Source organism: Helicobacter sp. MIT 05-5293 (assembly GCF_000765665.2).
GTDB lineage: Bacteria > Campylobacterota > Campylobacteria > Campylobacterales > Helicobacteraceae > Helicobacter_C.
Window position 1 is genome coordinate 286,982 of record NZ_JROZ02000002.1, and the last position, 14,888, is coordinate 301,869.

Sequence of the window (14,888 nt, forward strand, 5' to 3'; positions counted from 1 at the left end):
ATGTCTAATACTTCAATTACTGCATTAGAATCTGCTTTACAATATAAATTTCAGAATCATCAGTTGTTAATCGAAGCTCTCACACATAGGAGTTGTAAAAAGTCTTATAATAATGAGCGTCTTGAATTTTTAGGAGATGCGGTTTTGGATTTACTTGTGGGCGAATATTTATTTAAAAAATTTCCTCTTGCACAAGAAGGAGAGCTTTCAAAACTCCGCGCGTGTATCGTGAATGAAAAAGGGTTTATGAAAATTGCCCAATCAATTGATTTGGGGGATCATATTTTGATTTCTCAAAGTGAAGAAAATAATAAAGGGCGTCATAAAGCATCGATTCTCTCCAATGCGTTTGAAGCGTTGATAGGCGCGATTTATTTAGAATCTCATCTGCAATGTGTCCAAAAAATCGTCAATCGTCTTTTAGAGATGAATTACGCGCGTATTGATTTAGATTCTTTATTTATGGATTATAAAACTGCTTTGCAAGAAATCACTCAAGCGCGTTTTGGGCAAATCCCCGTTTATACTCTTATCGCAGAAAGCGGTCCTGATCATAAGAAAAGTTTTGAAATCTCTCTTAGTATTGATGGCAAAATATATGCTCAAGCAAAGGGAAATTCTAAGAAGGACGCTCAACAAAAATGTGCAAAAATTGCCCTTGAACAATTAGAAAGGAATTTGTAAATGAATACTTTTGGTCAAAGATTGCGTGTTACGACTTTTGGAGAATCTCACGGCGCAGGCATTGGCTGTGTGATTGATGGAATGCCTGCAGGTTTGGAGATTGATACAGCATTTTTAGATTCAATGATGCAGCGTAGATCGCCCGGACGCAATGCTTTTAGCACACAACGCAAAGAATCTGATAAAGTTGAGATTCTAAGTGGTGTCTTTGAAGGGCAAAGCACAGGCGCATCAATTGCACTTTGGGTGCAGAATACAGCTCAAAAAAGTCGTGATTATGATAATATCAAAGACATTTTTCGTCCCGGACATGCGGATTTTACATATTTTTACAAATATGGTATTAGGGATTATCGCGGCGGTGGGCGTAGTTCGGCTCGAGAAAGTGCAGCAAGAGTCGCCGCAGGAGCAATAGCTCAAATGTTATTGCGAGAGTTTGGTATTGTGGTCAAGAGCGGTATCAGCGCGATTGGCGATATAGAAGCAAACGAGTATGATTTTGCATTTGCATCGCAGAGTGAGATTTACGCACTTGATCACCAAGTCGAAGAGACACAAAAAGCATTGATTCACAAAGTCAGAAATCAGCACGATAGTATCGGTGGGGTAGCAATAGTCTGCGCAGAGCATTTGCCTATCGGTTTAGGAGAGCCTTTGTATCATAAGCTTGATGGTGCATTGGCTGAATCTCTTATGGGGCTTAATGCGGTGAAAGCAGTAGAGATTGGTGATGGAATCTTAGCAAGTAAAGCTTTAGGCTCTCAAAACAATGATCAAATGAATTGTAGCGGTTTTAAGAGTAATCACAGCGGAGGAATCTTAGGGGGGATTAGCAATGGTGAGCCTTTAATGATTAAAGTGCATTTTAAACCTACACCGAGTATCTTTCTTCCTCAAGAGACACTTGATATTCATCAACAAGAAAAGATTTGTCATATCAAAGGACGACATGATCCATGTGTTGCTATACGAGGCAGTGTCGTAGCAGAAGCAATGGTATCTCTTGTGCTTGCGGATATGCTTTTGTTGAATATGACTTCAAAACTTTCGCATTTGAAAAAAATTTATCCGTGTTTATAGCTCTTTTAAAGCAAGAAGATAATATAATCAAGCCTACGATTGGCTATTTTTTAGAATGGAGAGATAATGCTAACGCTCAAAACTGCTTTAAATATGCACGAAGACGAACTTAAAGAAGTCAAACAAGATATTTTAAAACGCGTTAAAGATCATATTGAATTAAATGCCTATATTGGTGAAATTAACGCAAGTGATGCAAAAGGTGTGCCTATTCTTATTAAGGATAATATCAATGTAAAAGGCTGGGAGATTACTTGTGCGAGTAAGATTCTCAAAGGATATGTATCGCCTTATAATGCGAGTGTGATCAATAAACTTCATCAAAATAAAATGTGTGGGTTTGGACGCGCTAATATGGACGAATTTGCAATGGGAAGCACGACTGAATCAAGCTGTTATGGTCGCACAAAGAATCCTAGAGATACTTCTCGTGTCCCCGGTGGCAGTAGCGGTGGCAGTGCGGCAGCAGTAGCCGGAGGATTGGCAATCGCTTCATTAGGAAGTGATACAGGAGGATCAATACGACAACCTGCAGGATTTTGTGGTTGTGTGGGATTAAAGCCAAGCTATGGGAGAGTTAGTCGTTATGGGCTTGTGGCTTATAGTTCGAGTTTAGACCAGATTGGACCTATTACACAAAATGTCGAAGATGCTAGTATTCTTCTTGATGCGATTAGCGGGTATGATCCTTTAGATTCTACAAGTGTAAATATGCCTTCTTGTAATACTTTTAAGAATCTTGATTCAAACGCACGATACAGAATCGCTGTGCTTGAGGATTTTCTCAAAGATGCAACACCGCAAGTGCAAGATGCGTATTATAAAACGATTAAGATTCTCGAAGAAATGGGACACACAATCGTTGAGAAATCAATGATTGATACGACTTATCATATTTCAGCCTATTATATTATCTGCACTGCTGAAGCAAGCTCGAATCTTGCACGATTTGATGGTGTGCGTTATGGCACAAGGGCTAAGGCTGAAAATCTTAAGGATTTATACCTTAATACGCGTAGTCAATATTTTGGCGAGGAAGTCAAACGCCGTATTTTACTAGGGAGCTTTGTATTAAGTAGCGGCTATTACGATGCTTTCTATCTTAAGGCACAAAAATTAAGATCATTGATTTGCGCTCAATACGAGACGATTTTTAATGAGTGTGATGCTATACTTTTGCCCGTTGCCCCTAGTGTCGCCCCAAAATTTGGATCAAGCCAAACCCCTCTTGAAATGTATTTGAGTGATATTTACACCATTGGTGTTAATCTCGCTGGTTTGCCTGCGATATGTTTGCCTGTTGATAAAGATGAAGAGGGATTGCCTATCGGAATGCAAGTCATAGGAGGAAGGTTTCAAGAACAGACGATTCTCAATACTGCCTATGGACTTGAAAAAGAACTTGGAAATTAAAGGAAAATTTGATGAAAATCTTACAAAAAGCACTTACTTTTGAGGATGTTTTACTTGTGCCTGCTTACTCGGAGGTCCTTCCTCAAAATGTAGATGTTAAAACAAAACTTACCAAAACGTTAGAAATTAATATCCCTTTTCTTAGTGCAGCTATGGACACGGTAACAGAATACCGCACAGCAATTGCGTTAGCTCGATTAGGAGGCATAGGGATCATTCACAAAAATATGGATATTGCTTCACAAGTCGAGCAAGTTAAACGAGTGAAGAAAAGTGAAAGCGGTGTGATTATTGACCCTATTTATATTCACGCTCATAGCACACTTGAGGAAGCAAAGGCTATCACAGCTAATTATAAGATTTCGGGTGTGCCTGTTGTCGATGAGTATGGAAAGCTTGTGGGGATATTGACTAATCGTGATGTGCGTTTTGAGAATGATTTAACAAGACGCGTGGGTGATTTGATGACAAAAGATTCTCTTGTTACAGCAAAAGAAGGGACGACTTTAGAAGAAGCGCGTGAGATTATGCACCATCATCGCATCGAAAAATTACCTATTGTTGATGAGCATTATACGCTTAAGGGGCTTATCACAATTAAGGATATTCAAAAATGTATCGAATATCCCCATTCTAGCAAAGACAATTTTGGACGCTTAAAAGTAGGCGGTGCTATTGGTGTGTTTCAATTTGATCGTGCAGAAGCACTTGTAGATGCGGGTGTAGATGTGCTTGTATTAGATTCTGCACATGGGCATTCTCTCAATGTTATCAAAACGCTTGAGCAAATTAAATCTAAGCTTGCAATTGATGTGATTGTGGGCAATGTCGTAACTGCTCAAGCAACTCAAGATTTAATCAATGCAGGTGCAGATGCGGTTAAGGTAGGTATCGGACCGGGGAGTATCTGCACAACGCGTATCGTTACAGGTGTAGGAATGCCTCAAATTTCTGCGATTGATGGGTGCGCACAAGTCGCACAAAAACACAATGTGCCTATTATTGCCGATGGAGGGATTAAATATTCGGGTGATATTACTAAAGCTTTAGCTGCAGGGGCTTCATCTGTTATGGTAGGAAGTTTGCTCGCAGGAACAGAAGAATCTCCGGGCGATTTGATTATCTATCAAGGTAGGCAATACAAAAGTTATAGGGGTATGGGCAGTATTGGGGCGATGAGTAGAGGTAGTGCTGATCGTTATTTTCAAGAAGGAACAGCACAAGAAAAATTTGTCCCCGAAGGCGTGGAAGGTCGTGTCCCTTATCGTGGCAAAGTGGGGGATATTATTTATCAGCTTGTTGGCGGTCTTCGATCAGCAATGGGATATTTGGGGAGTAAAGACATACCTGATCTTTGGGAGAGGGCAAATTTTGTCGAAATCAGTTCAGCAGGTCTAAGAGAATCTCACACTCACGATGTGGATATTATTAAAGAAGCTCCCAATTATCATGGTTAAGGAGTAATCAATGGCAGATTCTCATATTCATACTGATATAGAAGAGAGCGATAATAAAGAAGAGAATTTCGAAGAAATGGTTGAGTTTGCTAAAAAAGTTTTAGGCAAACTCTCTTCCCAAGAGATCACCCTTAAAGAATCACTTCAACTTTATGAGCAAGGTATGGAAAGCTTGAAGAAAGCCCAAAGCCTCCTTGAAGATGCAAAAATCAAATATCAAGAGTTTCAAGAATCTAAAGAAGATTGATATTTATGGAGCTTGTCGCTTACCTCACTCAACCCAATAATGTCGCTGTTTTTTTGTTATTAATGGCGCGTTTTTCGGGAGTATTTGCATTTTTTCCTTTTTTTGATAATCAACTTATCAGTGTCAATATTCGTGCGGCAATGGTGTTTTTTATGACTGTGGCATTTTTCCCTTTAGCTATTGAACCATTGCCTGATATGAGTATGGTTGAGTTTTTGATTGCTGGGCTTTTTGAAGTGATGCTTGGATTCTTAGCATCAATTTGTTTGCAAATTGTTTTTGCGATGTTGAGTTTTGGTGGTGAGATTGTGAGCTTTGCAATGGGCTTAACTATGGCAAGTGCTTATGATCCTGTAAGCGGCACACAAAAACCTATTGTCGCACAGCTTATAGCGATTTTAGCCTTACTAATTGCCTTGAGTTTGGATTTTCATCATACAATTTTTATGATTGTTTCACACAGCATTCAAGCGACACCTTTAGGGAGTTTTATTTTTGAACCCAAGAGTGTAGAATATTTTGTAAAAGCTTTTGGCAATATTTTTGCTGTGGGATTCTCAATGGCTTTTCCTATTTTGGCAATCATTCTACTTTCAGATGTCATTTTTGGTATGATTATGAAAACGCACCCTCAATTTAATCTCCTTGCCATTGGATTTCCTGTAAAAATTGCTATTGCATTTATCGTATTGATTCTGACAATTCCAGCGATTATGCTTACTTTTAAACGCGAATTGCGAGAAGCATTTATCGCTGTGGGTAAATTATTTATTCATTAGATTCTATTTATGTTCAAGAATCAACACACATTCTTGATGATGCGTGTAGGGGAATTGATCAAAAACGCCAAAATGTTTAATAAAATGGCTTTGTGAGAGGACTTGCATATCTTTTAAAAGTGTGGTAGGGTTGCATGAGACATAGATGATATGCGAAAAAGTCGCTAAGAAGTGCAAGATATTTATATCATTCACACCGCTTCTTGGGGGATCAATAAGGACACATTGGAGATTGAATTGATCTAAATCAATCGTGCGAAGGCGGAAAAATGTTCTTTGTCGATTCAGAGCTTGAATGCTTTCATAAGCGTTAAGGCGAATAGGTGTGATGTTGGTAATATGATTGAGAGACATATTTTCCTCAAGAAGCTTGATGGCTGATTTGACTACTTCAGTCGCAAGGATACTTCTAAATTCCTTTGCAAGAGCGATACTGAAATTTCCACTTCCGCTGTAAAGCTCAAGCAAATCATTTCTTTGCTGCGGCAAGTGGGATTTGATAAATTCAAGCATTTTAATAATGATAAAAGGATTGGGTTGGGAAAAACGCGATTCTTCTTTAAGATAGTGATATGTTTGTGGGTTTGTTGTATGAGCAAAAAGCGTCAATTCTTCCTGAATGGTCGAGCTTGAAAGGATAACCTTTTGATTCTTACTGCGCCCGATAATGTGTATTTTATGCGAAAAATGGCTGTTGAGATAGCTTTGTAAATCTTGTGCTGCTGCAATCCATTGAGAATCTAGCTGTTTATGATAAATCAATGTAATAATGCTTTCTCCTCGTAAAGAGCCTAGAAAATTACACGCATAAAGCTTGTGTGTGAGTATAGGTGAGCGAAGAGAGGGCAGAAGAAGAGACATTAAAGATTGGAGTGAATCAAGAAGAATCGGACAAGTTTCAATAGGTGTGCGATCGTTTGCTCCGTATCGATTCATTGCAAAGGCTAAAGGAGTGTTTGGAGTATGTCGGTCAAAGCGAAATTCTGCCCTTGCTCTAAAGGATTGTGTTGGAGAGGCAAAGGCTTCAATATATGAGGGGTCAATGAGATTCTGAAACATTTCCCGCACGAGAGTTTGCTTTTGCGTGAATTGCCCCTCATATCCTAATGCGTGATAAGCACAGCCTCCACAAATCCCAAAATGCTTACAATTCATAAAAGCTATTTAAAGCCTTGAACAAGATTGCCTATGAGGAGATTCCAACCATCAACTAGCACAAAGACAAGAATCTTGAAAGGGAGTGAAATCATTACGGGCGGTAGCATCATCATACCCATTGCCATTAATACAGAGCTAATTACCATATCAATCACCAAGAATGGTAGATATAACAAGAATCCAATCCAAAATGCAGTCTTTAGTTCGCTAATCATAAAGGCGGGAAGAAGAACCGTGAGAGGCACATCATCTACGCTTTTTGGATTCTCAAGATGGCGGATTCTAAAAAAGAGTGCCAAATCCTTTTCGCGTGTGTTTTTAATCATAAAGTCTTTAAAAGGCACAATTGCACGGCTAAATGCTTCATCATAGGAGATTTCTTTTTCCATATAGGGTTTGATACCTACCTCATGGCTTTTGGTCGCCACAGGCTCCATAATAAAGAATGTGAGAATCAAGGCAAGGCTCACGAGAATCTGTGTAGGTGGGGATTGTTGTGTGCCTAGAGCAGTGCGCAAGAACGCAAAGACAATGATAATGCGTATAAAACTTGTCATAACAAGAACAAGCGAGGGTGCAATGACTAAAATCGTAATGATAAGAACAATGTTGAGAGTTGCGACAAGTTCAGCTGGCTCTTGGGGCGCACTCAAAGATAAATCAACCGTGGGCAAAACGGGATTATTGGGGAGTGAGGGCACAGAAGTCGTAGAGGGAGTGATAGGGTCAATAGCATAGATATTTGTAATAAAAAAACAAAACAATAAAAGTAGCCCTATTTTTTTCAAAAATCACCCCAAAATCAAATTTCAAGGCATCATTATAGAATTTAGTGTGTTAAAATTACATAAATTTAAATATATTTTAAAGAGTAGAGAAAGATGAAAAATGCAAGTGTATCAATCGTGATTCTAGCAGCAGGAGCGGGAAGTCGAATGAAGTCTCAAACGCCCAAAGTTTTGCATAAGATTTGTGGGAAAGAAATGCTATTTTATTCGATTGATGAGGCGTTAGCCATTAGCGATGATATTCATATTGTTTTGTTTCATCATGCAGAGATGATTAAAGAGCGCATTATGGCGCATTATCCAAAGCAACCTTTGCAATTTCATATCCAAGATCATCAGCATTATCCCGGCACTGGCGGTGCATTAATGCGAGGAAACAGACAAAGCAATGAATTATTTTGTGAAGAGCAAGCAAAGACATTTTTTTCTTGTCGGTATGAAGAGATTCTTGTCCTTAATGGTGATATGCCTTTGGTGCGCTCCCATACGCTTCATAAGCTTTGTGAGATACAGGCAAAAATCGTAATGAGCGTTTTGCATCTGTCTAATCCCGATGGATATGGGCGTGTCTTAATAGAATCTGGCAAGGTGTGCAAAATTGTCGAACAAAAAGACGCTACAAATGAAGAATTAAAAATTTGTGATGTGAATGCAGGTGTCTATAAATTTCATAAAAGCATTTTAGAGGCTTATTTACCTAAGCTCAATAACAATAATCAACAAAAAGAGTTTTATCTCACAGATGTGATTGCTTTGGCGTATCTTGATGGGGTTGAAGTTTTGACATTAGAAGTGGAAGAGGAAGAGTTTATGGGCGTTAATTCTAAATTTGAACTTTCTCAAGCTCAAGAAGTGATGCTCCATCGATTGCGTTATCAAGCAATGAAAGAAGGTGTGATTATGCAGCTTCCTCATACGATTTATATTGAATCGGGTGTGCGATTTAGTGGAGAATGTATTATTGAGCAAGGGGTGCAGATTCTCGGACAATGTGAAATTATAGAATCTCATATTAAAGCTCATAGTGTGATTGAATCAAGTATCATTGATCATAGTGATGTAGGTCCTTTAGCACATATTCGTCCAAAATCGCATTTGATTCACACACATATTGGGAATTTTGTCGAGACTAAATCAGCGAATCTTGATGGTGTCAAGGCAGGGCATTTGAGTTATTTGGGGGATTGTGAGATAAAAAAAGGTAGCAATATCGGTGCAGGTGTGATTACTTGTAACTATGATGGTAAATCTAAACATCGCACATTTATTGGTGAGAATGTTTTTGTAGGCAGTGATACGCAGCTTGTCGCCCCGCTCTGCATTGAATCTAATGTCCTTATCGGTGCAGGTAGCACGATAACAAAAAACGCTGCACAAGGAGATTTGATTCTATCAAGAGTGTCTCAAAAAAATGTTCCTCTTGGATTTTATAAATTTTTCCCATCTCAATCGGATAAGGAATCCTAATGAACGAACGACAAATTTTACTCAATGGCAAACCTTACGCATTGAATGAGAAACTCACGATTGCAATGCTTTTAGAGAGACTTAATATTGCACATAAAATTATGGCAATAGCAATCAATACCTATGTAGTAAAATCTCATCAGTGGGGAGATTGGGAATTGCACGATGGCGATGAGGTAGAGATTTTGGACTTTGTAGGTGGCGGTTAAAAAGGGATAAAAGTGTTTAGAATCTTCTTTGTTTTAGGTATCTTTATCGGGATTGTTGAGGCTTGCACAGGGGATTGTGTGCAATGTCATCAGAATCTTGATTACCAAAATGATTTGCGACATATCAGTATGCTTGGTTGTAAAGAATGCCATACTGATGCAAAAATGGCTCAAATTGATATGGGTGGTTGTGGCAAAGATTGCTTTGCATGCCATGATACTAACAAGTTACGCGCTCCTCATCTTGCTTCTTCACATCAAATGATTGATGCGTGCATACAATGTCATACAAGTCTTTCCCAATCCCCTATTAGCACGGGAGAGAATGTATTTCAAAAGGGAATACAAAATTTTAGTAATGGATTTGGCGGATTTGACAAAATCCTAGAATAATAGGTCAAATCTGGTCTTCTGGGAGAATCTTTGAGAGTGTCTTAAGAAAGCGCGTGCCGATGCCTGTATCTGGCGGGTGCTTGAGAATCACAATTTCTCCATTTTGCTCCCCTTCCCATAGCGTTTTACCATGGTCATCATAGACTTTCCATGCGTTTTCCATATCTTCGATCAAATCTTGCTTGAGAATCTTCGCAAAGTGCGGATTGTCAAAGACTACTACCACTTCAGTATTGAGATTAGCTGAACGTTGATCAAGATTAAAACTGCCAATCCATGTGATACTATCATCAAAAACAATGCTTTTGCTGTGTAGCGATGCTTTTGATTTTGCCATTTTGTCGCGTAGTTTTGCTTTATTTTGTCCTAAATGCTGATATTCATAGACTTTTACACCTTCTTGAATAAGGATATTGCGATAACGTTCCCAACCTGCATAAACCACTAGAGAATCTGTCGAAGCCAAAGAATTTGTAAGAATTGAAATTTCCACCCCTGAACTAGCGAGATTCTTAAAATATTTCATACCTTCTTTGCCCGGCACAAAATAAGCTGCTGAAATATAAACATTATCGTAAGTAAAATTAAAGATTCTATTTAACGCTTGAGAAATAGGCTTTGGAGTTTGAGGGTCTTCGACTTTTTCGGGCTTATCAGCGATAAGATGTGCATTTCCCCAAAAAATTTGTGCTTCTTTATGTTGATATTTTTGAATCAAGTGTTCAATGATTTCATTATAGTTTTGCCATTGAGGATTTTCTTTGAGCTTCGTTGCAGCCTCTTCTAGTTTTGTCAAGGAAGGCTTAAAAGGGAGAAAAGAGACAGGGATTGAGCGGTGAAACTCCCAATATTCATAAAAACTTTCTTTGCCTCTTTGAGCAATTTCACCTAAGAAGAGAACATCTGTATCTACAAAATTGACACTATGGTTTTGGTCGAAATAATTATCTGCAATATTACGCCCTCCAATGATAAGGGCAATATCATCAGCAATAAACATTTTGTTGTGCATTCGGTGGTTGATGCGATTGAAGTTATACACCATTTCGGGGTAACGCAAAATCTTAGAGCGATTTTTGTAGGGATTAAAGATTCTGACTTCGATATTGGGGTGAGAATCTAAAGCAATAATATCAGAATAATCAGAATCTAGCCCATTATCATCAACAAGCATTTTGATTTTCACACCTCGTTGAGCAGCCAACCACATTTCGTGCATCAATAGACGCGAAGAAATGTCATTTTTGTAAATATAAGTTTGGAGCAAAATGCTTTTTTGTGCCATTCTGGTTAAATATGCGCGATGAAATAAAGCATCTTCGCCATCGCTAACAAGAATTGCACCTGTAAGGTCGGGATTTCTGCTTAGTCTGTCTTTATAAACCGAACCAATAGAAGTAAGAAGAGGATCGAATGCTTCAACAAATGTAGTTTGTAGAGCATTTTTATCTTGAATATCTTTCGTAGAGGTGATGACTGACGAGCAGCCTGCATAAACAAAGAGACATATAAGAAGAATGATTGCAAAATTGGTTGATGAGAAGAAATAAGAATGAATATCTTGCATAAAATCCCTTAATCTCTTAGATTCTCATCATTGATGAGAATCTAATCTGATTATTTTTTTAGTCCCACACTGACCATTTTGCGTCTTAAGTAAGCGATTTTACTTTGCAATGGTAATTCTTTGGGGCAAGTATCATGACAAGCAATTAAGCTCATACAACCAAATACACCATCATCATTACCTACGAGCTCATAATAATCTTCATCAGTGCGTTCATCATGTGGATCAATCATAAATCGCACGATACGATTCATACCTGCAGCACCGACAAAATCCTCTCGCATAACTTTAGTAGCACAGCTTGCGATGCAGCACCCGCACTCAATACATCGATCAAGCTCAAAAACATCATCGGCGATTTGAGGTTCAATAGGCACTTCAACTTTTGAAATATCGGGTTTATGTTGTGTGTGAATCCAGCTTTCCACACGTTTAGTCATACCTGCAAACCATTCACCTGTATTGACACTCAAGTCTTTGATGAGCTTAAATGCAGGTAAAGGCATCAATGTAATGACACCATCTGGGAAATCTTGGGTAAGTGTTTTGCATGCTAGTCGAGGGCGACCATTGATCATCATTGCGCAACTTCCGCAGATTCCCGCACGACATACAAAGTCAAAGCTCAAATCAGGATCTTGTTGCTCACGAATCATTCCTAATGCGATAAATACCGTCATAGAATGCGCTTCTTCAATTTTGTATTCTCGAAAGTGTGGTTTTGAAACCGCACTTTGAGGATCAAATTTCAATGCTCGAATAGTTAGCGTTCTTCCTTTTTGTTGTGTTGTTGCGCTCATTATTTATCTCCTAGTCTTTGATTTCTTGCTTTAAATTGGGGCTGGAGATTAAAAGGCATCAATGCCTCTTGTAATGCGTATCTGTCCCCACCTTTTGCTTGAATCTCTTGTGTGATTTTGTCAATTTCTGCTTGACGAATTGCACTTTGAGGATGTTCAATAATCATACCTTTTGCTCCATAACCACGGAAACCGGGCGCAATTTCCATTTTAGTAATGTCCAAGTCTTCGTAAGTAACTGTAGGCAAAGTTTGATCAGGATTTTCCCAACTTGTGAGTGTGCGTTTGAGCCAATTTGCATCATCTCTTTTAGGATAATCTTCACGTGTATGAGCTCCACGAGATTCTGTTCGGTCCAAAGCACCTTTGGCAACACACAATGCAATTTTGAGCATTCTTGGTGTGCGATAAGCATCTTCAAGTTCAGGGTTATTGTGGAGTTTTTTGTTTTTAACATGGATATTCTTGCTTCGTTTGTAAAGCTCTTCAAGCTGATTGACAGCTTCTTGCAAACTTTTTCCATCACGGAAAATACCCACATCATTATCCATAATATCTTTCATTTTGTTTTTGAGTTCATAGACATCTTCTGAACCGGGATTATTGATTAATGAAGCAAGATATTCTTCATCTTTTTTGATGAATTTTTCAAGTGTGGTTGTTTGAACATCAATTTGTGCATTTTGGCAATGTTCGGTGAAGTATTCACCAATAATCATACCTGCAACAACCGCTTCACTTACAGAGTTACCACCTAAGCGATTGAATCCGTGTAAGTCCCAACATGCCGCCTCACCTGCTGCAAATAATCCTTTAAGGTAAGATTCGCCTTTGTAATTAGTGCGGATTCCCCCCATAGAATAGTGTTGCATTGGTCGCACAGGTGCCCATACACCCGGAGTCGCTGGGTCAATACCTGCAAATGTTTTACAAATATCTTGAACATCTCGCAAGTTTCTTTCCACATGAGCGCGTCCGAGAATTGAAATATCAAGCCATAAGTGATCACCATAGGGAGATTTTACACCTTTACCTTTGCGGATATGTTCAAGCATTCTTCTTGAAACCACATCTCGGCTTGCAAGTTCTTTCTTTTCTGGTTCATAGTCAGGCATAAATCGGTAGCCATCGACATCACGCAAAACGCCACCATCACCACGACAACCTTCAGTGAGCAGAATACCGCTAGGCACAATAGGAGTGGGGTGGAATTGCACTGCTTCCATATTGCCAAGTTTTACCACACCTGTTTCCATTGCAAGAGCTGCTCCTGTGCCTTCGCAAATCACAGCATTGGTCGTATTGCGATACACTCTACCATAACCGCCTGTAGCGATGAGTGTTCCTTTGGCAACATACGCAGTTAATTCACCTGTAATCAAATCTCGCACAACTGCTCCATAGCATCTTCCATCTTGATGAATAATAGAAATAGCTTCTTTACGATCGCGAATATCGACACCGAGTTTGTATGCTTCATTAGCAACTGCATAAAGCATTGTATGACCTGTTGCGTCAGCTGTATAGCAAGTCCGCCATTTTTTAGTGCCACCAAAATCCCGAGAATGGATATATCCATGTCGGAAGTCTTCTTCTGTGATTGTTACTTTTTCTCCATTGATAACCGCGGGACGATCACCTTTTTGGATTCTTGTCCATGGCACACCAAAACCTGCCAATTCACGGATTGCTTTAGGTGCAGTAGTAACAAACATTCGCGCTACATCTTGATCGCAACCCCAGTCGCTACCTTTAACAGTATCAGCGAAGTGTAAATCTTCATTGTCTCCATCACTCTTGACAGAGTTTCCTAAGCTTGCTTGCATACCGCCTTGAGCAGCTGCAGAGTGGCTTCGTTTTACAGGGACAAGAGACAGCACAATTGTATTTAATCCAGCTTGTTTTGCCGCAATAGAGGCTCTAAGCCCAGCCAATCCCCCACCAATAATTAATGCATCACTATATACTACTTTCATTTTCCACTCCCAAATTCTCTTACATCAATGTATTTACCTTCAGAATTAATGTATTTCCAATCAGTATTTTTGTCCGTTTGCATAGAACCATAATACATATAGGCTGCAAAAGTAGCAACTCCTAAAATAATAAAGAAAGCACTCATAAGCCATTTGATAGTGCGAAGAGCATTGAGCCCTAAGCATTCAAACCAACCCCATTTGATACAAAGTCGATAAAGTCCGATCGAAGCATGGAGTTCTACCGCAAAAAGTAAGACGATGTAGAGAATCCAGAAATGTTCGCTCCAAAATCGATAAGCAGAGCCATTAGGACCGATAGTATCAGGTTGTGTAAGCATGACAAAAAGATGCACTGTCGCTGTGAAAAATAAAACAAAACCCGTCCCTGCTTGAATAGCCCAAAGTGATGTATCACTATGTTTCATAAGGTGTTTATGCACACGTAAATCCCTAAATTGTTTGTAGTTGATAGGGAATTTTCTTACTGCTAAAAACGCATGGACAACCAAAGCAACGATAATGACCACTGCTATAACGCTTACAAGGATCGGATTACCGCCATCAAAAATAAAGTCTCCTTCAAGAAACTTTGCGACTGTATACATCGCCTTTGGGCTAATCAAAATTGAAGCGACCAAAAACATATGGGCAATCATGAATAAGGCTAAAAATAACCCCGTAGCACTTTGCCAAAAATCAAGCTTTGCTGGATTTTTACTTTTTTTTCTTTGAGGTGTTACACCTGCGTAACTCTCAATTATTCTATCCTCTCGCATACATCCTCCTGTTTGTAGTTTGACCTTTGATAGCGTTGAGCAAAGATATCTAGAATCTTTAAGATTCTGAAAACCTTTTGCAATTTTCTTA

The 14,888-nt window shown here is 39.0% G+C and carries 15 protein-coding genes; 9 read left to right on the forward strand and 6 right to left on the reverse strand.

The genetic code is table 11. From position 1 onward, the window contains the following. From rnc to fliR, 6 genes are all read left to right on the forward strand, one after another. Positions 1-684 (forward strand): ribonuclease III, encoded by a 684-nt coding sequence (gene rnc / locus LS68_RS05940; protein ID WP_138091216.1) that lies wholly within the window; start codon positions 1-3, stop codon positions 682-684. Continuing rightward, positions 685-1,764, forward strand: coding sequence for a chorismate synthase (gene aroC, locus LS68_RS05945; protein ID WP_034373340.1), 1,080 nt, complete (start codon positions 685-687; stop codon positions 1,762-1,764). It abuts the gene before it with no gap. Between the two features lie 66 nt (positions 1,765-1,830). After that, positions 1,831-3,177: an Asp-tRNA(Asn)/Glu-tRNA(Gln) amidotransferase subunit GatA gene (gatA, locus tag LS68_RS05950; RefSeq protein ID WP_034373337.1), complete on the forward strand. Its 1,347-nt coding sequence runs from the start codon at positions 1,831-1,833 to the stop codon at positions 3,175-3,177. An 11-nt stretch (positions 3,178-3,188) separates the two neighbouring features. Next, positions 3,189-4,634 (forward strand): IMP dehydrogenase, encoded by a 1,446-nt coding sequence (gene guaB / locus LS68_RS05955; protein ID WP_034373334.1) that lies wholly within the window; start codon positions 3,189-3,191, stop codon positions 4,632-4,634. Between the two features lie 10 nt (positions 4,635-4,644). Further along, on the forward strand, positions 4,645-4,881 hold the full coding sequence (gene xseB, locus LS68_RS05960; RefSeq protein WP_034373331.1) for an exodeoxyribonuclease VII small subunit: 237 nt from the start codon (positions 4,645-4,647) through the stop codon (positions 4,879-4,881). Between the two features lie 5 nt (positions 4,882-4,886). After that, positions 4,887-5,660, forward strand: coding sequence for a flagellar biosynthetic protein FliR (gene fliR / locus LS68_RS05965; protein WP_034373328.1), 774 nt, complete (start codon positions 4,887-4,889; stop codon positions 5,658-5,660). A gap of 3 nt (positions 5,661-5,663) precedes the next feature. Here fliR and LS68_RS05970 read toward each other — a convergent pair whose 3' ends face one another. Together LS68_RS05970 and fliP are read right to left on the reverse strand one after the other, a co-directional pair. Further along, on the reverse strand, positions 5,664-6,815 hold the full coding sequence (locus LS68_RS05970; RefSeq protein WP_034373325.1) for a tRNA (uridine(54)-C5)-methyltransferase TrmA: 1,152 nt from the start codon (positions 6,813-6,815) through the stop codon (positions 5,664-5,666). A 5-nt stretch (positions 6,816-6,820) separates the two neighbouring features. Continuing rightward, positions 6,821-7,549, reverse strand: a complete 729-nt coding sequence (gene fliP / locus LS68_RS05975; RefSeq protein ID WP_081950976.1) for a flagellar type III secretion system pore protein FliP — start codon at positions 7,547-7,549, stop codon at positions 6,821-6,823. Positions 7,550-7,699: 150 nt separating this feature from the next. Between fliP and glmU the strand changes: the two genes are divergently transcribed. From glmU to LS68_RS05990, 3 genes are read left to right on the forward strand one after another with little or no spacing between them, the layout of a single operon-like run. Continuing rightward, complete coding sequence (gene glmU, locus LS68_RS05980; RefSeq protein WP_034373320.1) at positions 7,700-9,073, forward strand: bifunctional UDP-N-acetylglucosamine diphosphorylase/glucosamine-1-phosphate N-acetyltransferase GlmU; 1,374 nt, start codon at positions 7,700-7,702, stop codon at positions 9,071-9,073. Further along, positions 9,073-9,282: a sulfur carrier protein ThiS gene (gene thiS / locus LS68_RS05985; protein WP_034373317.1), complete on the forward strand. Its 210-nt coding sequence runs from the start codon at positions 9,073-9,075 to the stop codon at positions 9,280-9,282. Before glmU ends, thiS begins: the two co-directional genes overlap by 1 nt. 12 nt (positions 9,283-9,294) lie before the next feature. Beyond that, entirely contained in the window at positions 9,295-9,675 is a 381-nt protein-coding gene (locus tag LS68_RS05990; RefSeq protein WP_052100508.1) for a cytochrome c3 family protein, read from the forward strand. A gap of 4 nt (positions 9,676-9,679) precedes the next feature. Here LS68_RS05990 and LS68_RS05995 read toward each other — a convergent pair whose 3' ends face one another. Genes LS68_RS05995 through LS68_RS06010 form a run of 4 tightly spaced genes read right to left on the reverse strand, consistent with a single transcriptional unit; the run spans position 9,680 to position 14,797 of the window. Then, positions 9,680-11,242, reverse strand: a complete 1,563-nt coding sequence (locus LS68_RS05995) for a phospholipase D family protein (RefSeq protein ID WP_034373312.1) — start codon at positions 11,240-11,242, stop codon at positions 9,680-9,682. 50 nt (positions 11,243-11,292) lie between these two features. Continuing rightward, positions 11,293-12,042, reverse strand: a complete 750-nt coding sequence (locus LS68_RS06000) for a fumarate reductase iron-sulfur subunit (RefSeq protein ID WP_034373309.1) — start codon at positions 12,040-12,042, stop codon at positions 11,293-11,295. Beyond that, positions 12,042-14,018, reverse strand: a complete 1,977-nt coding sequence (locus tag LS68_RS06005; RefSeq protein WP_034373306.1) for a fumarate reductase flavoprotein subunit — start codon at positions 14,016-14,018, stop codon at positions 12,042-12,044. Before LS68_RS06005 ends, LS68_RS06000 begins: the two co-directional genes overlap by 1 nt. Then, positions 14,015-14,797, reverse strand: a complete 783-nt coding sequence (locus tag LS68_RS06010) for a fumarate reductase cytochrome b subunit (RefSeq protein WP_034373303.1) — start codon at positions 14,795-14,797, stop codon at positions 14,015-14,017. Before LS68_RS06010 ends, LS68_RS06005 begins: the two co-directional genes overlap by 4 nt. Positions 14,798-14,888 lie beyond the last annotated feature (91 nt).